This window comes from Amycolatopsis sp. NPDC088138 (assembly GCF_044741685.1).
GTDB lineage: Bacteria > Actinomycetota > Actinomycetes > Mycobacteriales > Pseudonocardiaceae > Amycolatopsis.
In genome coordinates this window covers 199,325-219,920 of record NZ_JBIUTB010000007.1, presented here as the reverse complement: position 1 = coordinate 219,920, position 20,596 = coordinate 199,325, and the positions used below count along the sequence as shown (strand labels likewise).

Sequence of the window (20,596 nt, the reverse complement as noted above, 5' to 3'; positions counted from 1 at the left end):
TAGCGCCGCTCAGCACCGGGAAGTCAGGACCGAACGGAGACAATCGGTCACGCCGAATGCAACTGGCGGTGTCGCCGATTGCCTGCCCGTCACTTGGTCGTGTCGGCGAGGCACGCGGCGCTGCCGAGGGCGCGCCGGAGGTCGACGTTCATCTCCGCGAGCCGGGCGGTGAGGTCGGTGACGCGCTCGTCGTCCCAGCCGCCGAGGGCCTGCTCCATGAACTCCAGGTAGTTGGTCCGCCAGTTGGCGAGCTCCGCGCGGCCCTTCTCGGAAACGCTCACCAGCGTCGCCCGGCCGTCCTCGGGCGCGGGACGGCGGTCGATCAGCCCAGCGGCGGAGAGCTGGGTGATCTGCCTGCTGACCACCGACAGGTCCACGAACCGGCGCTTCGCCAGCTCGGACGGCCGCGCCTCGCCGTTCTTCGCCAGGTCGGACAGCAGCATCGCGGCCGCGGGGTGCAGCCCCGGCGCGTCCTGCCAGGCCTGCATGACCCAGGCGTGCTGCAGCTGGGACGCCGTTTTCAGCTCACGCATGAGCTCGACCCGGACGTCGTCCTCGGTGTCGTCGAAGCTCATAGGAACCCTCCCGGTACTGCCTGTTAGTTGTGCAATACAAGTTTATTGCCGGACGCTTGCGCAGGGCAAGTATCGGACCGGTGAGGTCGCCCACGCCGTAACCGGGACCGATACACCCGGTCGGAGCAACAATGCGGGCAACAGGCCGTCCGACGGCTACCCTGCGGACGGCGGCCGGTGCGCCAAGCGCGCCGAGTGACGAGGTGGAGCAGTGGCGATGGACTCAGGAGGCGGCTGTGCGCAGAACCGCCGTCACCGCGCCCGGGCCGGCGGTGCATGATCGGGTGCCTTCGTCCTTCCGTCCCCGACCAGCGAACACCCGCCCATGACAGCCGATTCGGTCAGCCCGCTCCCCAGGTCCTCCGTCTCCCGTGAAGCACCCGCGGCCGTCACCGCGATGGTCCAGCTCATCCGGGACAGCTGGGCCAAGTCCGAGCCGTACATCGCGGACATCTCCCAGTTCTTCTACGGGATGCTGTTCACCCTCGCCCCGACGACGCGCGACTTCTTCCCGATCAACATGGAGATCCAGCGCGGCCGGCTCGTGCGCGCGCTGGTGCACATCGTGCAGATGGTCGACCGGCCCGACGACCTGGCGCCGTTCCTGCGGCAGCTCGGGCGCGACCACCGGAAGTTCGGCGTGGTGCCCCGGCACTACGAAGCCGTCGGCACGGCGCTGCTGGCGTCGCTGAAGAACCACCTCGGCCGGGAGTGGACCCCCCAGGTCGAACGGGCCTGGGCCGAGGCGTTCACCATCGCCGCGCGGGCCATGCAGGACGCCGCCGCGGCCGACCAGAACCCGCCGGTGTGGCACGCCACCGTCGTCGAGCACCGGCGGCTGACCTGGGACCTCGCGCTGGTGCGGCTCGTCCCGGACCAGCTGGTGCCCTACCACCCCGGCCAGTACATGAGCGTCGAAGTGCCGCAGCGGCCGCGGCTGTGGCGCTACCTCTCACCGGCGAACGCGCCGCGCGAGGACGGCGGCATCGAGTTCCACGTCCGCGCCATCGACGGTGGCTGGGTCTCGCGCGCCATCGTCAGCCACACGCAACCCGGCGACGTCTGGCGGCTCGGCCCGCCGCTCGGGCGGCTGGCGGTCGACCGGGAGTCGTCACGGGGTGTGCTGATGATCGCCGGCGGTACCGGGATCGCGCCCCTGCGGTCGATCCTCGACCACCTCGCGCTGTGGGGCGAGAACCCCCAGGTACGCCTCTTCTACGGCGGGGCGGCCCGTGAGGACCTCTACGACCTCGAAGAGCTGCGTGCGCTCGCGTCCATCAACCCGTGGCTGCACGTGACGCCGGTGGTGGAACGCGGCGGCGACGTCCCCGGGTTCGAGCAGGGCACCCTCGCCGAGGCCGTCACGCGCTACGGCTCGTGGCCGCGCTACGACGTCCTCGTCTCCGGCTCGCCGGCGATGATCCGCGCCACCGTGTCGCGGATGCTGGTGGCGGGCAGCGCGCTGGACCAGATCCAGTACGACCCGTTCACGATCGACTAGTTCTTCGTAAATATCGCGATGCACCTGTCCGGTGAATGAGTCGCGCGAACTCCGGTAATTGTTACCGCGTTCCGTGAATCCATCCGGGTGATCCTTTTTACGCAGTGCCAGACGGGGTTGACCCCGCGTGGCGAAATTGCTCCGTTCGAGCGGGACCGCGCGAAATCACGCGCATCTGCACGGGAATGCGCCTACAGTCGGGAACCCTCGGGGGCGGTACCGCACAGCTGTGCCGCGTGGACGGCGTCAAAAAGCCATGCACGACTGGAGAAAACCGTTCCCGATGACTGCTGAATCCGTGAAGATCCCCACCCTGCCCACGCCCGCCCCCGTTCCCGTTTCGGCTGTGGAAGGCCGAGAGATGGCCCGGCTGATCCGTGAAAGTTTTGCGGTGGTCGAGCCGAAAGCCGAAGAGCTGGCACAGTACTTCTACGGCGCGTTGTTCGTGGTCGCGCCCGATTGCCGTGACCTGTTCCCGGTCAGCATGACGACCCAGCGCAGCAGGCTGCTGCGCGCGCTGGTGTACGTCGTGCAGATGGTCGACCGGCCGGACGAGCTCGTCACCTTCCTCGGCCAGCTCGGCCGCGACCACCGCAAGTTCGCCGTGGTCGCGCGCCACTACGACGCGGTCGGGATCGCGCTGGTCGCGGCCCTGAAGCGGTTCCTCAAGGACAAGTGGACGCCCGAGGTGGAGTCCGCCTGGACCGCGGCGTACGGGATCATCGCCAAGACCATGCGCGAGGCCGCCCAGGCCGAGACCGGGCCGGCGTCGTGGTCGGCGACGGTGCTCGAGCACAAGAAGCTCACGCGCGACGTCGCACTGGTCAAGGTGCAGACCGAGGGCCTGCTGCCGTACCGTGCCGGCGGCTACGTCAGCGTGGAGGTGCCGCAACGCCCCAGGCTGTGGCGTTATCTCTCGCCGGCGACCGCACCCCGCGGTGACGGCCAGCTGACGTTCCACGTGCGGGCCGTGCCGGGCGGCTGGGTCAGCGGCGCCATCGTCAACCACACCAAACCGGGTGACACCTGGCGGCTCGGACCGTCGATGGGCGCGCTGAACGTGCGGCCGAGCACCACGAAAAAACGGCTGCTGATGATCGGCGGCGGCACCGGGATCACGCCGTTGCTCGCGATCCTCGACGACCTCCAGCGCTGGAAGCGGAACCCGCCGGTGCACCTGTTCTTCGGCGGCCGCAGACCGGAAGATCTGTACGCGCTGGAAGATCTGCGACGGCTTTCCGCAACGTCGAAGTGGCTGACGGTAACCCCGGTTACCGAAGAGGGCGCATTGTCCGGCGGCGACCGCGGGACACTCGCCCACGCCGTGACCCAGCGCGGCACGTGGAAGAACCACGACGTGCTCATTTCCGGATCTCCGCCGATGATCCAGGCGACGATTGCGAAACTGCTGGCCAAGGGCGTGGATCTGGAGCGAATTTCGTACGACCCGTTCACGCTCGACTGACCACCTGCCCGAAATGGCGGAATCGGCAGGGGGCGGAACGACCCGATCCTCGCTATCGTCACCGATATGGAGACGACTATTCCGGTTTCGGGCGGCATCGGCGGTTACCTGGCGGAACCCGAGGGGCCGGGGCCGCACCCGGGCGTGGTGCTCATCCACGACGCGTTCGGGCTGAGCCAGGACACCCGCAACATCACCGACCGCTTCGCCGGCGAAGGCTTCCTCGCACTCAGCCCCGACCTGTACTCGCGCGGCGGCATGCGCAAGTGCGTCCGGCGCGTGTTCTCGGACATGTTCGCGAACCAGGGCCAGGCGTTCGACGACATCGAGGCGTCACGCGCGCTCCTGGCCGCACGCCCGGACTGCAGCGGCCGGATCGGCATCGCCGGGTTCTGCATGGGCGGCGGCTTCGCGCTCATCGCCGCGTCGCGCGGCTTCGAGGCGTCCGCGCCCTACTACGGCCAGCTGCCGAAGAACCTGTCCGTGCTGGACGACGCCTGCCCGATCGTCGCGAGCTTCGGCCAGAAGGACTTCGGCCTGCGCGGCGCGGCCGCGAAGCTCGAGACGGCGCTCACCGAGCGTGAGATCCCGCACGACGTCAAGGAGTACCCGGGCGCCAGCCACGGGTTCGCCAACAAGATCGACGTCGCGCCGCCGCTGAACCTGCTGCTCAAGGTGGTCGGCTTCACCTACCACCACGAAGCGTCCGAGGACGCGTGGCGCCGGGTGACGTCGTTCTTCGGCGAACACCTGCGGTGACCTGACCTTCGCACTGAGCCGACCGGAGCAGGAAAACCGCCGAATGGCGGTAGTTCGTTGACCGTTGTGCCCGAATCGACTTATGGTCTAGACCACATCTCTCCCCGGATGTGCTCGTTCGCCCTCCCCTCCGGAACGACGTCGTTCCCCCTTCGAGGAGCCGAAATGACCTTGAAGCGCAAGCTACTGGCGGCTGCCGCCGGCGCGATCCTCGCGCCGGTGCTGGTGGTCGTCCTCCCCGCTGTCAGCGCCAGCGCCCACGGCTACATCTCCGACCCACCCAGCAGGCAGGCCAACTGCGCGGCGGGGAAGGTGCCGAACTGCGGGCAGATCGTCTACGAACCCCAGAGCGTCGAAGGCCCGAAGGGCCTGCGCAGCTGCAACGGCGGGCTGTCCCAGTTCGCCGAGCTGACCGACGAGTCGAAGCCGTGGCCGGCCAAGTCCGTCGGCACCACGGTGACCTTCAACTGGGTGTTCACCGCCCGGCACGCCACGTCGAGCTACGACTACTACGTCGGCAACACCCGCGTCGCGACGTTCCCCGGCAACAACCAGCAGCCGCCGGCGACGCTGTCGCACACGGTGAACCTGTCCGGGTACTCGGGCCGGATCAAGGTGCTGGCCATCTGGAACATCTCCGACACGGCCAACGCGTTCTACAGCTGCGTCGACCTCCAGATCGGTGGCGGCGGCACGACCCCGCCGCCCACCACCACGCCACCCCCGACCACCACGCCGCCGCCCACCACGACCCCGCCCCCGACCACGACCCCGCCGGCCGGCGGAACGTGGACGGCCGGCAAGGCGTACAAGGCCGGTGACGTCGTGACCTACGGCGGCGCGAGCTACCGCTGCCTCCAGCCGCACACGGCGATCGCGGGCTGGGAGCCGCCGAACACCCCGGCCCTCTGGCAGCGCCAGTGAGGCTGCTGCTGGTCGCCGTCGCGCTGCTGCTGGCCGGATGCGGCAGCGGCGCGACGGCGTCCGCCCCGTCGTACAACGCGGCCGACGTGATGTTCCTGCAGATGCTGATCCCGCAGAACCAGCAGGGCATCGAGATCGTCCGGCTGGCGAAGGACCGCGCGGTGCCCGCGGACCTGAAGGTCCTGGCGGCGGCGATCGAGTCGACGCAGCAGACCGAGGTCGACGACATGAAGGGCTGGCTGCGCGGCTGGAACCAGCCCGAAACGATGGACATGAACCCGCAGGCCCACGCCGGCCACGGCGGCATGAAGATGGCCGCCACCGACCTGGTGGGCACGCTGAAGACGGCACCCGACGCCGAGTTCGGCCGCAGGTTCCTGGACGTCCTGACCGGCCAGCAGCAGGGCGCGGTCGAGCTGGCCCAGACGGAGAACGGCACGAACGGCGGCGTCAACGCCCAGGCCCGCGACCTGGCCCGCCGGGTCATCGAGTCGCGCGGCGCCGAGGTGAAGCAGCTCCTGAACTTCAAGCTCTGACGCGCCCGGAGCTTGAACGCCGTGAAGGCCCCCTCACCGTCTTCGATGAGGGGGCCTTCACGGGCTTTTGCGAACTAGCGGCGCTTGGGGCGCCAGACCACCATCGCCGTCTGCTGGTTCAGCGGAACCAGGTCCCGGCGGTAGGAGGCGTGCGCCGCCGCCGCGGCCTGTTCCCCGGCCGCGTACGCCGCGGCCAGTTCCTCGGTGAGCTCCGTCAAGCGGGCCCGCAGCGCGTCGACCTGGTTCTCCAGCTCGATGATGCGCTTGATGCCGGCCAGGTTGACGCCGTCCTCCTGCGACAACCGCTGGACCTCGCGCAGCAGCGCGATGTCCCGCATCGAGTACCGGCGGCCGCCACCGGAGGTGCGGCCCGGGGACACCAGGCCCTGCCGGTCGTAGGTGCGCAACGTCTGCGCGTGCATCCCGGCCAGCTGCGCCGCCACCGAGATGACGAACACGGGGGTCTCTTCGTCCCCCTCCGGGGGAATCCCGCCGAACATCCCACTCACCTGCCTTCGAGCAGCTCAGTGATCTCGGGCCGGGGATCGTGCCCGGCCATCGACTCGGCGTACGCCTGCAGAGCCTCGCGCGCCTTGTCGTCCAGTTTGGCGGGAATCGCGGCCTGGAGGGTGACGAGCAGGTCACCTTGCGAACCGTCACGCTTCGCGATGCCCTTGCCGCGCACCCGCAGCACCCGCCCGCTCGCGGTGCCCGGCGGCACCTTGAGCGAGACCTTGCCCTCGAGCGTCGGCACGGTGATCGTGGTGCCGAGCGTGAGCTCGGTGAAGTCCACCGGCACGGCGATCGTCAGGTCGAGCCCCTTGCGCCCGAACAGCGCGTGCGGAGCCACGTGCACCCGGACGTAGAGGTCGCCCGCCTGCGCGCCACCCCGGCCCGGCTCACCCTGACCGGCCAGCCGGATCCGCTGGTCGTCGTCGACACCCGGCGGGATCCGGACGGTCAGCGTGCGGGTCCGCGTGCTGACCCCTTCGCCGCCGCACTCGGGGCACGGGTCGTCGATGATCTGCCCGCGGCCACGGCAGTCGCGGCACGGCTCCGAGAACGCGAACGCGCCCTGGCTCCGGCTGACCAGGCCCGACCCACTGCAGGTCGGACAGGTCCGCGGTGACGTGCCCGGCTTCGCGCCGTTGCCGCCGCACGTCGAACAGGTCGCCGGGCTCGACAGCCGCAGCGGCAGGGTCGCGCCCTTGACCGCCTCGGTGAAGTCGATCCGGACGTCCGTCTCGACGTCGGCGCCGCGCTGCGGCCGGTTGGCCGTCGCGCCCGCCGTCGTCCGGCCACGGCCGAACAGCCCGCCGAGGATGTCGCCGAGCCCTCCGAAGCCCTGCTGCTGGCCCGCACCCGCGCCGGCCTGGCCGAAGATGTCGCCCATGTCGAAGCTGCCGGAACCGCCGGCGCCACCGGGGAAGTTGAAGCCGCCCCCGCCGCCGCCGAACAGGCGCCGCGCCTCGTCGTACTCCTTGCGCTTGCTCGCGTCGGAGAGCACCCCGTAGGCCTCGGAGACCGCCTTGAACTTCTGCTCCGCCTCGGCGTTGCCGGAGTTCGCGTCGGGGTGGTTCTCCTTGGCCAGCTTGCGGTAGGCCTTCTTGATCTCGTCCGCCGTGGCGTCGGAGGAGACGCCCAGTTCACGGTAGAAGTCCTTACCGATCCATTCCCGAGCACTCATCGGGCGCCTCCTCCTTCCGCTGGAACCGGATACTGGTTACTGCTGTTGCTCATCGAGTCCGCCGCCGAGTGGCAACTCGCCACCGACCGGCGGGTCCACCGGGGCCGCGCCGGGCTCGTGGTCGGTCACGCCGACCAGCGCCGCCCGCAACACGCGGTCGCCGAAGCGGTAGCCGCGGCGCATGACCACGGTGACCGTCGGGCCCGCCACGTCCGGCGAGGTGTTGTGCTGCACGGCTTCGTGCACGCTCGGGTCGAAGGCCTCGCCCTCGCTGCCGAACGACTCGAGCCCCGCGCGCTGCAGGCCGCTGATCAGCTTGTCGCCGACGGCCTTGAACGCCCCGGTGAGGTCACCGTGCTGGTCGGCCCGCTCGAGGTCGTCGAGCAGCGGCAGCAGGTCGTTCACCACCGTCGCCTTCGCGCCGATCACGACCGCTTCGCGGTCACGCTCGACCCGCTTGCGGTAGTTGGCGTACTCCGCCTGCAACCGCTGGAGGTCGGCCGTGCGCTCGGAGAGCTCCTTCTCGACGTCGGAGACCACGGTCACCGAATCGTCCATGATGGACTCCCCGAGCGAGGGGCCCGCGTGTTCCACGGGCGCCTCGTCCGGCTCCGGCGCGGCGTGGGCCGGACCGGGCGGGCGAACCTGCCCGGTCTGCGGGTCCACGCGGCGCCGATCACGCACGACCACCGGCTCCTCGGGGCTACGGCCCTGGTTCTCGGATTCGTCGTAGCTGTGAGTCACTTCTTCTCGTCCTCTTCGACGATCTCGGCGTCCACCACGTCATCGGCCTTGGCACCATCCGCGCCGGCCGCACCGGCGTCGCCGGCCGCACCCGAAGCACCGGCCGCACCAGCGGCGGCGTCGGCGTTCGCGTTGGCGTACAGGGCGGTGCCCAGCTCCTGCGAAGCGGTGTTCAGCTTCTCGATCGACTCGCGGATCTTCGCCGAGTCGGTGCCCTTCAGGGCCTCGTTCGACTCGTCGATCGCGGACTTGACCTTGCCCTTGAGGTCCTCGGGCAGCTTGTCGTCGTTGTCCTTGAGGAACTTCTCGGTCTGGTAGACCAGCGTCTCGGCCTGGTTGCGGGTCTCGGCCTCTTCGCGACGGGTCTTGTCCTCCTCGGCGTGCGCCTCGGCGTCCTTGACCATCCGCTCGATGTCGTCCTTCGGCAGCGCGGAGCCACCGGTGATCGTCATCGACTGCTCCTTGTTCGTGCCCAGGTCCTTCGCCAGGACGTGCACGATGCCGTTCGCGTCGATGTCGAAGGTGACCTCGATCTGCGGCACGCCACGCGGGGCGGGCGGGAGACCGGTCAGCTCGAACATGCCGAGCTTCTTGTTGTGCGCGGCGATCTCGCGCTCACCCTGGAACACCTGGATCTGCACCGACGGCTGGTTGTCGTCCGCGGTGGAGAAGATCTCCGAGCGCTTGGTCGGGATCGTGGTGTTGCGCTCGATGAGCTTGGTGAACACGCCACCCTTGGTCTCGATGCCCAGCGACAGCGGGGTCACGTCCAGCAGCAGGACGTCCTTGACCTCACCCTTCAGCACACCGGCCTGCAGCGCCGCGCCGACCGCGACGACCTCGTCCGGGTTCACGCCCTTGTTCGGCTCGCGGCCGCCGGTCAGCTCCTTGACCAGGTCCGACACGGCCGGCATGCGGGTGGAACCACCGACGAGCACGACGTGGTCGATGTCGCCGACGGCGATGCCCGCGTCCCGGATCACGTTGTTGAACGGGTTCCGGGTGCGCTCGAGCAGGTCCGAGGTGATCTTCTGGAACTCGGCGCGCGAAAGCTGCTCGTCGAGGAACAGCGGGTTCTTGTCGGCGTCGACGGTGATGTAGGGCAGGTTGATGCCGGCCGAGTTCGAGCTGGACAGCTCGATCTTCGCCTTCTCCGCAGCCTCACGGATGCGCTGCAGCGCCATCTTGTCCTTGGTGAGGTCGATGCCGTTCGTGGCCTTGAACTTGTCGACCAGCCACTTGACGATGCGCTCGTCCCAGTCGTCGCCACCGAGGTGGTTGTCACCGGAGGTCGCGCGGACCTCGACGACGCCCTCGCCGATCTCCAGCAGCGAGACGTCGAACGTGCCGCCACCGAGGTCGAAGACCAGGATGGTCTGTTCCTTCTCGCCCTTGTCCAGGCCGTACGCCAGCGCGGCGGCGGTCGGCTCGTTGACGATGCGGAGCACGTTCAGGCCGGCGATCTGGCCGGCTTCCTTGGTGGCCTGCCGCTGCGCGTCCTCGAAGTAGGCCGGGACGGTGATCACGGCGTCGGTGATCGTCTCGCCCAGGTACGCCTCGGCGTCGCGCTTCAGCTTCATCAGCACTCGCGCGCTGATCTCCTGCGACGTGTAGTTCTTGCCGTCGATCTCGGTCTTCCAGTCGGTACCGATGTGCCGCTTCACGGACCGGATGGTCCGGTCGACGTTCGTGACCGCCTGGTTCTTCGCCGGCTGACCGGTCAGCACTTCGCCGTTCTTGGCGAAGGCGACGATCGACGGGGTGGTCCGGGAACCTTCGGAGTTGGCGATGACCGTCGGCTCGCCGCCCTCCAGGACGGCGACGACCGAGTTGGTCGTGCCGAGGTCGATGCCGACCGCTCGCGCCATGGTGCTTCCTCCTGTGTAAGCCTGCAATGGATCGTGACCTGCGGGTTCTTCCTCGCCTTGAGCGGGGCCCTGGCAAGTTCTATCGGGCTGTTGCGCGTCTCGTCAAGCTGGACTTGAGCCGACTGCGCTCAACCTCTACATGCAGCCTAACGAGCGGTTCTGCCGTCTTGTTCCCGGCCCACCCGAGAGAGTGGGCCTCAACCGGGTGTGAGGCCGCTCACCAGGCAGCCGACCAGGGCCGAGCCGGGTTTCCGGCAGCTCGCCGACCGGACCGGCACGGTCACGAGGCCGGCACACGGGTCGATGCGAGGGCGACGCTGGTGCCGCCCGGCACCGGGTCGCCGAGACGGCAGGCAGGCACCGCCGGCCGCCGCTCAGGCATCGCGCCGCGCGAGTACCGGGACCCGCGAGCCGACGTCCGCGGAGAGGCCGCGCTCGGGGCCCGCCTCGGTCAACCTGGAGCCGGCGATGTCCGGCGAGCCGCGGCGATCCGGCGCACGTCCATGATCTGGTTCCTCCTCTGCACGCCGGCCTTCGGCGTGCACCCTTCCTAACAGCGGCCCCCGACAGTTCAGGAGCGGCGGCCGGTCCAGGAGGAGAGGAAGAAATCCGGAGTTTCTTGCAGCACAACGGTTTCCGCCGCGGTGCCGTCCCACGAAGTCACTCGATAGTGGGAATCCACCGCGACCGGCACCCCCTGCGCCGGCGTCGCGGTGTTCTCGCCGCGCGTGAATCCCACGACGCCGAACATCGCGACGGCCCCCACCAGCGCGGCGGCCAGCACGCGCCGTTCGATCTTGCCCATGGCAGTTTTCCCCTGTGTGTAAGAAAGTCCGTGAAAGTCAGGCCGCGTTGACGGTGACGCTGCCGCTGTCGGTGGTGAGGTCGAGCGTGTGCGCGGCGGAGGCGTCGGTCGGGACGTCGATCTCGCGGTGCCCGCTGTCGCTGTTGCCCTGGACGCGGTACGGGCCGCCCGGCACGGTCAGCTCGACGCTGCCGCTGTCGGCGTGCACCTTGACGTCGTTCGCCTGCGCCAGCGTGAACTCGACGCGGCCGCTGTCGGCGTTGACGTCGACCGGGCCGCGCACCTCGTCACCGGTCACGCTGCCCGAGTCGCTCTGGAGCGTCACGGCGCCGACGTCGTGCAGGTCGATGGAACCGCTGCTGAGCCGCAGTTTCACCGCGCCGGACACGTTCTCGACGCGCGCGCTCCCGGAGTCGGCCTGGACGTCCACACTCGACACCCCGGCGATGTCCAGGCCACCGGAGTCGACGCTGCCGGTCACCGGCACCCCCGCCGGCACGACGACCTCGAAGTCGACGGAGCAGTTGTCACCGCAGTCGCCGAGCACGAGCTGGTCGCCGTCGACACGGTAGAAGGTGTCGCCCGGGTTGCCGCGCCAGTGGTAGTTGATCTCCTGGTGCACGGTCGACGGCCCGGTGCCGGTGCGGATCTTGACCCCGCCCGAGTCGCCTTCCAGCTTCACGCTGCGGATGGTCTGCGAAAGCGTGTTGTCGTTCTTGAAGTCCGATCCCCAGCCCCAGCCGAACGCGGTCGCCAGGCCGACGCCGATCAGGACGATGCCACCCAGAGCCAGAAGCGGGCGCGCCATGGTCTTGGTCCCCTCAGTGATGTTTCCCTCTGCCCGGAAAACGTTAGGACCGGGGCACCGCCCAGTACATGGGGGTAACCCCCCGAAGAACCCTGAGATCCCTCCCTGAGATGCGGGTGCGCGATCCGGGGCTAACCTGGCGAGGGTCTCCAGTTCCGTGATCAGGAGGATCCATGCCGCAGCAACCCGGCCCGTACGAATCCCTGCCCGACGTGCCGTCCTTCACCCTCCGCAGCACCGACGTCGCCGACGGCGAAACCCTGGCCACGCCCCACCTGTCGGGCATCTTCGGCGCCGGCGGCGAAGACCGGTCACCGCAGCTGTCGTGGGAGGGCTTCCCGGCGGAGACCAAGAGCTTCGTCGTGACCTGCTACGACCCGGACGCCCCGACCGGCAGCGGGTTCTGGCACTGGGCCGTGTTCAACATCCCGGCTTCGGTGACCGAGCTGGCTTCGGGCGCGGGCGACGGCTCCGGCCTCCCGGAAGGAGCGGTGACGCTCAAGGGTGACGGCGGGGTCAAGCAGTTCCTCGGCGCGGCGCCCCCGCCCGGGCACGGCCCGCACCGCTACTACTTCGCGGTGCACGCCCTCGACGTCGACAAGCTGGAGATCGACGGCGACGCCACCCCGGCATTCCTCGGCTTCAACATGTTCGGCCACACCCTGGCCCGCGCGGTGATCACGCCGGTCTACGAGAACAAGGGCTGACGGCGGCATGCCACTCCCGCCCGTCCGGGTCGTCGGCCCGGACGACTGGCGGGAGTGGCGCGACCTCCGGCTGGCCGCCCTGCGCGACGCACCCCGGACGTTCAGCGCAACGCTCGACGACTGGGCCGACGCGCCCGAAGAGCGCTGGCGGCAACGACTTCGAGGCACGCACAACCTGGTCGCCGACCTCGACGGTGTCCCTTCCGGGATGGCGACCGGGTTCCCGCGCGACGCCGCCGTCGAGCTGGGCACCATGTGGGTCGCGCCGCACGCGCGCGGCCGCGGCGTCGGTGACGCCCTGGTCCGCGCCGTCCTCGACTGGGCCGGGAGCCGGCGCGTGACGCTGCGGGTCGCCGAGGGCAACACCTTCGCGGCCGCCCTCTACCGGCGGCACGGCTTCACCGGCACCGGCCCGCTCTACGTCAGCGCAACGACTCCGCGTTGACGCCTTCGCGCTCCAGATAACGGCCCTTCGTGTGCTCACCGAAGCCGAACTGCCGGTACAGCCCGTGCGCGTCGGCGGTGTGGAGCATCCAGCGGAACCCCGCACCAGGACCGTTGTCGATCATCTCGCGCACGATCTCCTTGCCGAGGCCGGTGCCGCGCGCGGAGTCGACGACGAACACGTCGGCCAGGTAGGCCGACGAGACGCCGTCGGAGAACGCCCGCGCGAAGCCGACCATCTCGCCGCCGCGGTAGGCGCCGACGATCCGCCACGAGCCTTCGATGGCCGCCTCGACCTGCGCGCGGGTGCGCCAGCGGCCCCAGTACGCCTCGGTGGAGAGGAACTTCCACACCACCTCGAGGTCCAGCCGCGCCCGGTCGTCGTCGAGTTCGTGGTCGCCGAATGTCCGCATGATCGGCAAGTTAACCCAGCGGGCAGGCTCAGCCCCACTGATATTTGAGGAACTTCCCGTCCATGGTGACGACCACGCGCTCGCCACCCGGGTCTTCGCGCCGCGAGACGTCGAGCTTGAAGTTGATCGCGCTCATGATCCCGTCGCCGAACTGCTCGTGGATCAGCTCCTTGATCGTCGGCCCGTACACCTGCAGGACCTCGTAGAAGCGGTAGATCGTCGGGTCGGTGGGCACCACGTCGTCCAGCGCGCCGCGGGTCGGCTGCAGGCGCAACGCGGCTTCGTCGTCGGCGTCCAGCTCCAGGATCTGCGCGGCTTTCGCCGCCAGTTCCGCGGGCACCGGGTGCTGGCCGAGCAGTGCGGACGTCGTCCAGGCGAGCGGGGCGTCCAGGGTTTCGGCGAGCTGGGCCCAGCTGAGGCCGAGACGGACCTTCGCGGCGAGGACGGCTTCCGCGGCTTCTTGCTTCGTCGTCATGTGCCGACGCTAGATCAACGAGGTTTCAGCAGGTAGGCGACAACCGGGCGAAGTTCGTCGGCGGACGGCGGCTCGTCGTCGATCAGGCCCTGGATCAGCAGCCCGTCGATGCCGGCGAGGAACACCCGGAACGCCACTTCGTCGTCGTGCCGGACCATCGAGGTCAGGACGTCCAGCCAGCGCCGCGCGGCCGGGCGCAGCTCGGGCTTGCGTGCGGCGAGCAGGTACAGCTCGTACTCCGCCATCGTGCGGCCGCGACGCGGGCCGAGCGCCTCCGCCAGCAGGCCGGCGACCTCCTCGGCGCCGCGGCTGCCGCGCGAGCGGGCGCGGTCGATCATCCAGTAGACCTCGGTCGCCATGTCGCGGGCGCACGAGATCAGGGTCGCGACCAGCAGGTCGTCCAGCGACGAGAAGTGGTAGGTCGTGGACGTCGTGGGCACGCCGGCCTCGGTGGCGACCGTCCGGTGGGTGACGCCCGCGACGCCGTCACGCTCGATCACCCGCAGCGTCGCCTCGATGATCTCCGCACGCCGCTTCTCGCCGCGTACCTTCCGGCCGTCGGCCTGCAGTTTCACGTCGACGCACTCCCGATCTCGATCAGCACCACGCCACCGATCACCAGGGCCAGCCCGGCGATCATGGCCGCGTTGACCGGCTCCTTGAGGAACACGACGCCGACGATCGCGACCAGCGCGACCCCGGCGGCGGCCCAGATCGCGTACGCGACGCCGATCGGCAGCCCCATCTTCAGGACGTACGACAGCGCGACGAACGCGACGGCGTAACCGAGCACCACGATGATCGACGGGCCGAGCTTCGAGAAGCCCTCGGAGAGCTTCAGCGAGACCGTCGCGGAGACCTCGGCGGCGATCGCCAGCGCGAGCAGAAGGTACGCACCCATAGGGTGAAAACTACCTGAACGATCGTCCCGAAACAAAGAGCGACGTACACCACATCGGTGGGACTTAGGCCCACTCAACGGGTTACTCATCAGTAAGGAAGGTTAGTCTCCCGGCACCACCACTGATCCATCCGGACGAAAGGCACCCGAACGATGGGCGCTCTGCAACTGACGCTCGGCGGGATCTCGGTCCTGCTCGGCCTCATCGCCTGGGGCATGTTCGCCGCGACGATCGCCCGCTTCGTGCGGGTCATCCGCCTCGGACAGCCCGACGCGACCCGCAACGGCCCCTTCATGCCGCGCATGAAGACGCTGATCAAGGAGTTCGCGGCCCACACCCGGATGAACCGGAAGCGCAGCGTCGGACCGGCCCACTGGCTGGTGATGTGGGGCTTCCTGCTCGGCTCGCTCGCCCTGTTCGAGGCCTACGGCGAGGTCTTCGTCCCGCACTGGGGCTGGCCGATCCTCGACGACTTCCCGCCGTTCCAGCTGCTCATGGAGCTGCTCGGGGTCGGCACGATCGTCGGCATCCTGGTGCTGATGGCGATCCGCCAGCGCAACCACCCGCGCCGCGCCGACCGCCAGAGCCGCTTCCAGGGCTCCAACTTCAAGTGGGCCTACTTCATCGAGGCCGTCGTCCTGATCGAGGGCATCGGCATCATCGGCGTCCGCGCCGCGAAGGCCGCGCTCGGCGCGCACGAGACGCCGACCTGGGCCGCCTTCGTCTCGAACCCGCTCGGCGAGCTGCTGCCGGCCAGCCCGAACCTGGTCACGGTCTTCGCGTTCGTCAAGCTGATGAGCGCCACGGTCTGGCTGATCGTCGTCGCCCGCACGATGACCATGGGCATCGCGTGGCACCGCTTCAGCGCGTTCTTCAACATCTACTTCAAGCGCGAGCAGGACGGCGGCGTCGCCCTCGGCGCGCTCAAGCCGATGATGAGCGGCGGCAAGGTCCTCGACCTCGAGGAAGCCGACCCGGACGAGGACACCTTCGGCGTCGGCAAGATCGAGGACTTCAGCTGGAAGGGCTGGCTGGACTTCTCGACGTGCACCGAGTGCGGCCGCTGCCAGGAGCAGTGCCCCGCGTGGAACACCGGCAAGCCGCTGTCGCCGAAGCTGCTCATCACGCAGCTGCGTGACCACGCCTACGCGAAGGCGCCGTACCTGCTGGCCGGCGGCAAGCGCGACATGGCCGGTGACGAGGTGGGCCTCAGCGGCGACAACATGTACGCCGGGATCGACGTCCTCGCGATCGCCGAGTCGCAGAAGGCCCTGATCGGGGACGACGGCGGAGTCATCGACCCGGACGTCCTCTGGTCCTGCACCAGCTGCGGCGCCTGCGTCGAGCAGTGCCCGGTGGACATCGAGCACGTCGACCACATCGTCGACATGCGCCGCTACCAGGTGATGATCGAGTCGTCGTTCCCCAGCGAGCTGAACGGCATGTTCAAGAACCTGGAGAACAAGGGCAACCCCTGGGGCCAGAACGCCAAGGACCGGCTGGCCTGGACCGAGGACCTGGACTTCGAGGTCCCGGTCTTCGACGGCGACATGGGCGACGCCGAGTACCTCTTCTGGGTCGGCTGCGCCGGCGCGTTCGAGGACCGCGCGAAGAAGACGACGCGGGCGGTCGCCGAGCTGCTGCACATGGCCGACGTGAAGTACAAGGTGCTCGGCTCGGAGGAGTCCTGCACCGGTGACCCGGCGCGGCGCGCGGGCAACGAGTTCCTGTTCCAGATGCTGGCGCAGCAGAACGTCGAGGTCCTGAACTCGGTGTTCGAGGGACGGGAGCGGAAGGCCCGCAAGGTCGTCGTGACCTGCGCGCACTGCTTCAACACCCTCGCCAACGAGTACCCGGAGCTGGGCGGCCAGTTCGAGGTCGTGCACCACACGCAGCTGCTGAACCGCCTGGTGCGGGAGAAGCAGCTGGTGCCGGTGGCGCCGGTCGCCGAGGACGTCACCTACCACGACCCGTGTTACCTCGGCCGCCACAACAAGGTCTACGACGCGCCGCGCGAGCTGGTCGGCGCGACGGGCGCGCGGCTGCGCGAGATGCCGCGGCACGGCGACAAGTCGATGTGCTGCGGCGCCGGCGGCGCGCGGATGTGGATGGAAGAGAAGATCGGCAAGCGGATCAACGTCGAGCGCGTCGACGAGGCGCTCGGCACCGCGCCGTCGAAGATCGCGACGGGCTGCCCGTTCTGCAAGGTCATGCTGAACGACGGCCTCACGGCCCGGCAGGCCGACGGCAGCGCGAGCGAGAAGGTCGAGATCGTCGACGTCGCGCAGATGCTGCTGGAGTCGGTCAAGCGCAAGCCGGAGCCGAAGCCGGTGCCCCTCGGGACGCCGTCACTCGCCGAAGCTTCCGAAGAAGCCTGACTCGCACACGGCCCGGCCACGACGGATGTCATGGCCGGGCCGTGATCGTTGACCCGGGTCCCGGCGCCGCGTCCGCCCGACGATGAGGGCATGCGAATACTCACCCTGGTGTTGCTCGCCCCGTTCACGGCCGAGTTCCTGCTCGGCGACCAGTACCTGGCCGGTCCGCCCGAGCTCGGCCAGCAGCTGGGCATGTTCGCGCTCTACGTCGCCTTCTACGGCTCGGCCGCGCTGCTCATCCGCGAGGTCGCCCGACGCGCCGGACGCGGCTGGCCGACCATCCTCACCCTCGCGCTGGCCTTCGGCGTCTTCGAAGAGGGACTGCTGACGCAGACGTTGTTCAACCCGCACTACCTGGGTCTGGACCTGCTGTCGTTCGGGCACGTCCCGGTCCTCGGCATCGGCGGGCCGTGGACGCTGTACGTCCTGACGCTGCACGTCGTGTGGAGCATCGGCGCGCCGATCGCGGTCGCCGAGGCGCTCTTCGGCCGCGAACCGTGGCTGAAGAAGGTCGGACTGAGCCTGTGGAGCGCGGCGCTGGTCGTCGGTGCCGTCGCCACCTTCGCCATCACCTACTCCTTCGCCCCCTTCGTCGCGCCCGTCGCGCAGCTCGCCGGAGCGGCGCTGGTCGTGCTCGCGCTGGCCGTCGCCGCGTTCCGGCTCCGCGCGCCGGCCTGGACGTCGGCACCGGGCAACCCCTGGGTCGCGTTCGCACTCGGCGTCGGCGCGAGCTCCGCGTTCCAGCTCGTCTTCCACGCGATGAACAGCCTGCCGTGGCTGCTCGTCGGACTGCTGCTGGTGATCGAACTGGCAACCGTGTTCGCCGTCACCCGTCTGCGCCCGCCGACGTTCCCGCTGGCCGCCGGAGCACTGATCACCTATTGCTGGCTGGGCCTGAAAACGGCGATCGAAGCGGGCAGCACGGCGATATTCGAACAATCCGCGCTCGTCCTCGTGACCGTGGCACTACTGGTTGTCACAGTTCGACGAGTTCGTACCTCGGTGAGTGTTCCCAAGGTCCACTAGCTGGGAATTCGTCAAGGCAAACGATTACCTGAATAGCGCACCCAAAAATCACCAGAATGGCGCAGCAAGTCAAGGACAAACACTGGCCAATGGGCTGGCCAACCGGCGTATCCTGGCCTTTCCCCGCCGCCACCGCTGCCAGCGGGGACAACCTTTGACTACGCGGAATCAGGGGGCAGCGAGGATGGGCCAGGACCGGCGGACCACCACCGGACGAGTGGGTGCACGCTTCCCGTCGGCCGGTCGGCACGCTCTCCACACCGCCCCGGAAGACGCCGACGATCGAATCGCTCTGCCCCAGCCGTCGTCCTCGGTCGGCCGCGTCGGTGCCCGGTTCCCGTCCTCGACGGCCGCCGAGCGCCTCGTGCCGGACCCGGCGCCACCACCCAAGCGCGTCCCGGAACCCGTTGTCGACGTCGTCGATGTGGCCGACGTCGAGATCGACGAGGACTTCGCCGCCCGCATCATCCCGGCGCAGGACCACGGGTACGGCCCGCGGACGCTCGTGCGCCCGTACGTCCTCACCCGGGGCCGCACGCAGTCCCGCCGGCACCTCGCCATCGAGGCGATGGTCTCGACGCGGGCCGGCGCGCACTGGAACGGCGCCCGCCTGACCGGCGAGTTCCGCTCGGTCCGGACCCTGTGCCACCACCCGCGCTCGGTCGCCGAGGTCGCGGCCCGGCTCAGCGTCCCGCTCGGCGTGGCCCGGGTGCTGCTCGACGACATGGCCGAGCAGGGCCTGGTGACCATCCACGACACCCGCGTGAGCGCCGACGGCCGTCCGGCGGCCGCGCTCATGGAACGCGTGCTGCACGGCCTTCGACGCCTCTGACCATTACGCTCACCAAGGTGAGCGAGGAACCCGAAAACTCCGGCGGCGAAAGTACCCTGACCGTCCTGCTCGCCGGTGGGGTGAACCTGGCGATCGCGATCATGAAGCTCGTCGCGGGCATCATCACCGGCTCGGGCGCGATGCTGTCCGAGGCCGCGCACTCCGTGGCCGACACGTTCACCGAAGCCCTGCTGCTGACGGCGCTGAAACGCTCCGACCGCCCGGCCGACCGGGTGCACCCCTTCGGCTACGGCAAGGAGCGCTACTTCTGGTCGCTGCTCGCCGCGGTGTCGATCTTCGCGTCGGGGTCGATGTTCGCGCTCTACGAGGGTATTTCCACGCTTTTCGGGCACGGCGAAGCGCAGAGCACCTCGATCCTCAGCTACATCGTGCTGGCCGTGGCGTTCCTGCTCGAAGGCACGTCGTGGGTGCAGGCCGTGCGCCAGACGCGACGGGAGTCCAAGGCCGAAAACCGGTCATTCTGGGCATATCTCCGCCTCATCGACGACCCGACGCCGAAGACCGTGCTGTTCGAGGACTCCGCCGCACTGGTCGGCCTGGTCGTCGCGTTCGCCGGCATCGGGCTGCACCAGCTCACCGGCTCGGAGGTCTGGGACGGCGTCGCGTCGATCGTCATCGGCGTGCTGCTCGCCTGCGTCGCCTACCTGCTCGGGCGGACCAACCGCGGCCTGCTGATCGGCCGCCAGGCCAACCCGGAGATCGTCCGCGGGGTCCGCGACCACCTGTCCGCCGCGCCGGAGATCGAGGCCGTCGTCGACCTGCAGACCATGCTGATGGGCACCGACCAGGTGCTGGTCTGCACCCGCGTCGACTTCGACGACTCCCTCGGCGCCGCGGACCTCGAACGCGCCTGCGTCCGGATCGCGGCCGAGCTGACGGAGTCGTTCAACGACGTCACCGAGGTGTTCATCGAGCCGGTGCCGCGGACCGATCCCGATCTGCGCGCGACCGTGCTGGCCCGCTACGGCGACATCGCGGAGCGGTGGAACAACCCGGCCTAGTAGCCGAAGTCCTGCACCCAGTAGTTGCCGGCCTTCGTGAACCCGACGCCGAGCTTCGTCAGCGAGCAGTTCAGGATGTTCGCGCGGTGGCCCTCGGAGTTCATCCAGGACTCCATGACCTGCGCCGCGGACGTCTGGCCCTTCGCGATGTTCTCCGCGCCCGGCTTCGCGTAACCGGCGGTCTTGATGCGCTGGTCGAAGGTGACGCCCTCGGGGTTGGTGTGGGAGAAGAAGTTCCGGGCCGACATGTCGTCGCTGTAGTCCTGCGCGGCCTTCGTGAGGTGCGATTCCTCGGCCAGCGGCTTGCAACCCGCCTTCCCGCGCTCGTCGTTGACGAGGTCGAGGACCTGGGTGGCGATCGAGGACGCGACGCGGGCCGCGGGCTTCGTGCTGGTCGGCGGGGCTTCGGCCGACGTCGGTGCCGCGGACGTCGTGGGCGGGGGTGGGGCTTCGCTGGACGTCGTCGGCGCTGCCGCCGAGGTCGTCGCAGGTGCGGCCGACCGTCCCCCGGTGCCCTTCGCCTGGCCGTTCAGCTCCGTGCCGCTGGCGCCGCCGGACCCGCCGGGCTCGTTGGGAAGCACCAGCGCCGCGGCGGCCGCCTCCGCGGTGTTTCCTTCCGCGGTGGCCATCCAGGTGCCGGCCGCCGCGGAGAAGACGCCAAGCAGCACACTGAGTGACACCATCACCACGCGAGCACGTTCACCAATGGGGGACACGGCGCAGGA

The 20,596-nt window shown here is 69.4% G+C and carries 23 protein-coding genes; 11 read left to right on the top strand and 12 right to left on the bottom strand.

All coding sequences use genetic code 11. The features are described from left to right. Positions 1 to 89: 89 nt before the first annotated feature. Positions 90 to 575 carry a MarR family winged helix-turn-helix transcriptional regulator gene (locus ACIOD2_RS37550; RefSeq protein ID WP_400549407.1) on the bottom strand — a complete coding sequence of 162 codons (486 nt, stop codon included), beginning with the start codon at positions 573 to 575 and terminating at the stop codon, positions 90 to 92. Positions 576 to 900: 325 nt separating this feature from the next. Between ACIOD2_RS37550 and ACIOD2_RS37545 the strand changes: the two genes are divergently transcribed. The 5 genes from ACIOD2_RS37545 (at position 901) to ACIOD2_RS37525 (ending at position 5,760) form a co-directional block, all read left to right on the top strand. Beyond that, on the top strand, positions 901 to 2,076 hold the full coding sequence (locus ACIOD2_RS37545) for a globin domain-containing protein (RefSeq protein WP_400549405.1): 1,176 nt from the start codon (positions 901 to 903) through the stop codon (positions 2,074 to 2,076). 361 nt (positions 2,077 to 2,437) lie between these two features. Then, entirely contained in the window at positions 2,438 to 3,541 is a 1,104-nt protein-coding gene (locus ACIOD2_RS37540; protein WP_400550628.1) for a globin domain-containing protein, read from the top strand. Positions 3,542 to 3,607: 66 nt separating this feature from the next. Beyond that, positions 3,608 to 4,300 carry a dienelactone hydrolase family protein gene (locus ACIOD2_RS37535; protein ID WP_400549403.1) on the top strand — a complete coding sequence of 231 codons (693 nt, stop codon included), beginning with the start codon at positions 3,608 to 3,610 and terminating at the stop codon, positions 4,298 to 4,300. Between the two features lie 165 nt (positions 4,301 to 4,465). Beyond that, positions 4,466 to 5,224, top strand: a complete 759-nt coding sequence (locus ACIOD2_RS37530; RefSeq protein WP_400549401.1) for a lytic polysaccharide monooxygenase — start codon at positions 4,466 to 4,468, stop codon at positions 5,222 to 5,224. Then, positions 5,221 to 5,760, top strand: a complete 540-nt coding sequence (locus tag ACIOD2_RS37525; RefSeq protein ID WP_400549399.1) for a DUF305 domain-containing protein — start codon at positions 5,221 to 5,223, stop codon at positions 5,758 to 5,760. The genes ACIOD2_RS37530 and ACIOD2_RS37525 overlap by 4 nt, the downstream gene beginning before the upstream one ends. Before the next feature lie 74 nt (positions 5,761 to 5,834). On the opposite strand, the gene ACIOD2_RS37520 is transcribed toward ACIOD2_RS37525, so the two are convergent. The 6 genes from ACIOD2_RS37520 to ACIOD2_RS37495 all read right to left on the bottom strand — a co-directional run bounded on the left by ACIOD2_RS37520 (position 5,835) and on the right by ACIOD2_RS37495 (position 11,672). Next, positions 5,835 to 6,260, bottom strand: a complete 426-nt coding sequence (locus ACIOD2_RS37520; RefSeq protein ID WP_328447068.1) for a heat shock protein transcriptional repressor HspR — start codon at positions 6,258 to 6,260, stop codon at positions 5,835 to 5,837. A 5-nt stretch (positions 6,261 to 6,265) separates the two neighbouring features. Beyond that, complete coding sequence (gene dnaJ, locus ACIOD2_RS37515) at positions 6,266 to 7,447, bottom strand: molecular chaperone DnaJ (RefSeq protein ID WP_400549397.1); 1,182 nt, start codon at positions 7,445 to 7,447, stop codon at positions 6,266 to 6,268. Positions 7,448 to 7,483: 36 nt separating this feature from the next. Beyond that, the gene (grpE, locus tag ACIOD2_RS37510) at positions 7,484 to 8,191 is read right to left on the bottom strand and encodes a nucleotide exchange factor GrpE (protein ID WP_400549395.1); all 708 of its coding nucleotides are present in this window, start codon (positions 8,189 to 8,191) and stop codon (positions 7,484 to 7,486) included. Then, a complete protein-coding gene (dnaK, locus tag ACIOD2_RS37505) occupies positions 8,188 to 10,059 on the bottom strand; it encodes a molecular chaperone DnaK (protein WP_400549393.1) in 1,872 nt (623 codons plus the stop codon). The genes grpE and dnaK overlap by 4 nt, the downstream gene beginning before the upstream one ends. Positions 10,060 to 10,630: 571 nt before the next feature. After that, entirely contained in the window at positions 10,631 to 10,864 is a 234-nt protein-coding gene (locus ACIOD2_RS37500) for a hypothetical protein (RefSeq protein ID WP_400549391.1), read from the bottom strand. 37 nt (positions 10,865 to 10,901) lie between these two features. Next, positions 10,902 to 11,672: a DUF4097 family beta strand repeat-containing protein gene (locus tag ACIOD2_RS37495; protein WP_400549389.1), complete on the bottom strand. Its 771-nt coding sequence runs from the start codon at positions 11,670 to 11,672 to the stop codon at positions 10,902 to 10,904. 173 nt (positions 11,673 to 11,845) lie between these two features. Between ACIOD2_RS37495 and ACIOD2_RS37490 the strand changes: the two genes are divergently transcribed. Then, positions 11,846 to 12,379 (top strand): YbhB/YbcL family Raf kinase inhibitor-like protein, encoded by a 534-nt coding sequence (locus ACIOD2_RS37490; RefSeq protein WP_392759771.1) that lies wholly within the window; start codon positions 11,846 to 11,848, stop codon positions 12,377 to 12,379. Between the two features lie 7 nt (positions 12,380 to 12,386). After that, positions 12,387 to 12,824, top strand: coding sequence for a GNAT family N-acetyltransferase (locus tag ACIOD2_RS37485; protein ID WP_400549387.1), 438 nt, complete (start codon positions 12,387 to 12,389; stop codon positions 12,822 to 12,824). Here ACIOD2_RS37485 and ACIOD2_RS37480 read toward each other — a convergent pair. From ACIOD2_RS37480 to ACIOD2_RS37465, 4 genes are read right to left on the bottom strand one after another with little or no spacing between them, the layout of a single operon-like run. Continuing rightward, positions 12,802 to 13,236, bottom strand: coding sequence for a GNAT family N-acetyltransferase (locus ACIOD2_RS37480; RefSeq protein WP_400549385.1), 435 nt, complete (start codon positions 13,234 to 13,236; stop codon positions 12,802 to 12,804). The two genes, ACIOD2_RS37485 and ACIOD2_RS37480, sit on opposite strands and share 23 nt — an antisense overlap. Positions 13,237 to 13,264: 28 nt before the next feature. Beyond that, positions 13,265 to 13,711 carry a cyanase gene (cynS, locus tag ACIOD2_RS37475; RefSeq protein WP_400549383.1) on the bottom strand — a complete coding sequence of 149 codons (447 nt, stop codon included), beginning with the start codon at positions 13,709 to 13,711 and terminating at the stop codon, positions 13,265 to 13,267. 14 nt (positions 13,712 to 13,725) lie between these two features. Beyond that, positions 13,726 to 14,286, bottom strand: a complete 561-nt coding sequence (locus ACIOD2_RS37470; protein ID WP_400549381.1) for a TetR/AcrR family transcriptional regulator — start codon at positions 14,284 to 14,286, stop codon at positions 13,726 to 13,728. Further along, on the bottom strand, positions 14,283 to 14,612 hold the full coding sequence (locus ACIOD2_RS37465; protein WP_400549379.1) for a DMT family transporter: 330 nt from the start codon (positions 14,610 to 14,612) through the stop codon (positions 14,283 to 14,285). The genes ACIOD2_RS37470 and ACIOD2_RS37465 overlap by 4 nt, the downstream gene beginning before the upstream one ends. A 153-nt stretch (positions 14,613 to 14,765) precedes the next feature. On the opposite strand from ACIOD2_RS37465, the gene ACIOD2_RS37460 reads away from it, so the two are divergent. The 4 genes from ACIOD2_RS37460 to ACIOD2_RS37445 all read left to right on the top strand — a co-directional run bounded on the left by ACIOD2_RS37460 (position 14,766) and on the right by ACIOD2_RS37445 (position 19,871). Next, positions 14,766 to 16,991 carry a (Fe-S)-binding protein gene (locus ACIOD2_RS37460; protein WP_400549377.1) on the top strand — a complete coding sequence of 742 codons (2,226 nt, stop codon included), beginning with the start codon at positions 14,766 to 14,768 and terminating at the stop codon, positions 16,989 to 16,991. A gap of 90 nt (positions 16,992 to 17,081) precedes the next feature. Next, positions 17,082 to 18,017, top strand: a complete 936-nt coding sequence (locus tag ACIOD2_RS37455) for a hypothetical protein (protein ID WP_400549375.1) — start codon at positions 17,082 to 17,084, stop codon at positions 18,015 to 18,017. A 217-nt stretch (positions 18,018 to 18,234) separates the two neighbouring features. Next, positions 18,235 to 18,849, top strand: coding sequence for a DUF742 domain-containing protein (locus ACIOD2_RS37450; protein ID WP_400549373.1), 615 nt, complete (start codon positions 18,235 to 18,237; stop codon positions 18,847 to 18,849). Positions 18,850 to 18,866: 17 nt separating this feature from the next. Beyond that, entirely contained in the window at positions 18,867 to 19,871 is a 1,005-nt protein-coding gene (locus tag ACIOD2_RS37445) for a cation diffusion facilitator family transporter (RefSeq protein ID WP_400549371.1), read from the top strand. On the opposite strand, the gene ACIOD2_RS37440 is transcribed toward ACIOD2_RS37445, so the two are convergent. Beyond that, entirely contained in the window at positions 19,868 to 20,560 is a 693-nt protein-coding gene (locus ACIOD2_RS37440) for a CAP domain-containing protein (RefSeq protein WP_400549369.1), read from the bottom strand. The genes ACIOD2_RS37445 and ACIOD2_RS37440 overlap by 4 nt on opposite strands. Between the last annotated feature and the right edge of the window lie 36 nt (positions 20,561 to 20,596).

Bases quoted from the DNA above. Each gene is read 5' to 3' on its own strand.
- ACIOD2_RS37535 (WP_400549403.1), top strand. From the start codon at position 3,608: ATGGAGACGACTATTCCGGTTTCGGGCGGCATCGGCGGTTACCTGGCG.
- ACIOD2_RS37495 (WP_400549389.1), bottom strand. From the start codon at position 11,672: ATGGCGCGCCCGCTTCTGGCTCTGGGTGGCATCGTCCTGATCGGCGTC.
- ACIOD2_RS37490 (WP_392759771.1), top strand. From the start codon at position 11,846: ATGCCGCAGCAACCCGGCCCGTACGAATCCCTGCCCGACGTGCCGTCC.
- ACIOD2_RS37455 (WP_400549375.1), top strand. From the start codon at position 17,082: ATGCGAATACTCACCCTGGTGTTGCTCGCCCCGTTCACGGCCGAGTTC.
- ACIOD2_RS37500 (WP_400549391.1), bottom strand. From the start codon at position 10,864: ATGGGCAAGATCGAACGGCGCGTGCTGGCCGCCGCGCTGGTGGGGGCC.
- ACIOD2_RS37550 (WP_400549407.1), bottom strand. From the start codon at position 575: ATGAGCTTCGACGACACCGAGGACGACGTCCGGGTCGAGCTCATGCGT.
- ACIOD2_RS37460 (WP_400549377.1), top strand. From the start codon at position 14,766: ATGGGCGCTCTGCAACTGACGCTCGGCGGGATCTCGGTCCTGCTCGGC.
- ACIOD2_RS37530 (WP_400549401.1), top strand. From the start codon at position 4,466: ATGACCTTGAAGCGCAAGCTACTGGCGGCTGCCGCCGGCGCGATCCTC.
- ACIOD2_RS37520 (WP_328447068.1), bottom strand. From the start codon at position 6,260: ATGTTCGGCGGGATTCCCCCGGAGGGGGACGAAGAGACCCCCGTGTTC.
- ACIOD2_RS37540 (WP_400550628.1), top strand. From the start codon at position 2,438: ATGGCCCGGCTGATCCGTGAAAGTTTTGCGGTGGTCGAGCCGAAAGCC.
- ACIOD2_RS37480 (WP_400549385.1), bottom strand. From the start codon at position 13,236: ATGCGGACATTCGGCGACCACGAACTCGACGACGACCGGGCGCGGCTG.
- dnaJ (WP_400549397.1), bottom strand. From the start codon at position 7,447: ATGAGTGCTCGGGAATGGATCGGTAAGGACTTCTACCGTGAACTGGGC.
- cynS (WP_400549383.1), bottom strand. From the start codon at position 13,711: ATGACGACGAAGCAAGAAGCCGCGGAAGCCGTCCTCGCCGCGAAGGTC.
- ACIOD2_RS37485 (WP_400549387.1), top strand. From the start codon at position 12,387: ATGCCACTCCCGCCCGTCCGGGTCGTCGGCCCGGACGACTGGCGGGAG.
- ACIOD2_RS37545 (WP_400549405.1), top strand. From the start codon at position 901: ATGACAGCCGATTCGGTCAGCCCGCTCCCCAGGTCCTCCGTCTCCCGT.
- dnaK (WP_400549393.1), bottom strand. From the start codon at position 10,059: ATGGCGCGAGCGGTCGGCATCGACCTCGGCACGACCAACTCGGTCGTC.
- ACIOD2_RS37465 (WP_400549379.1), bottom strand. From the start codon at position 14,612: ATGGGTGCGTACCTTCTGCTCGCGCTGGCGATCGCCGCCGAGGTCTCC.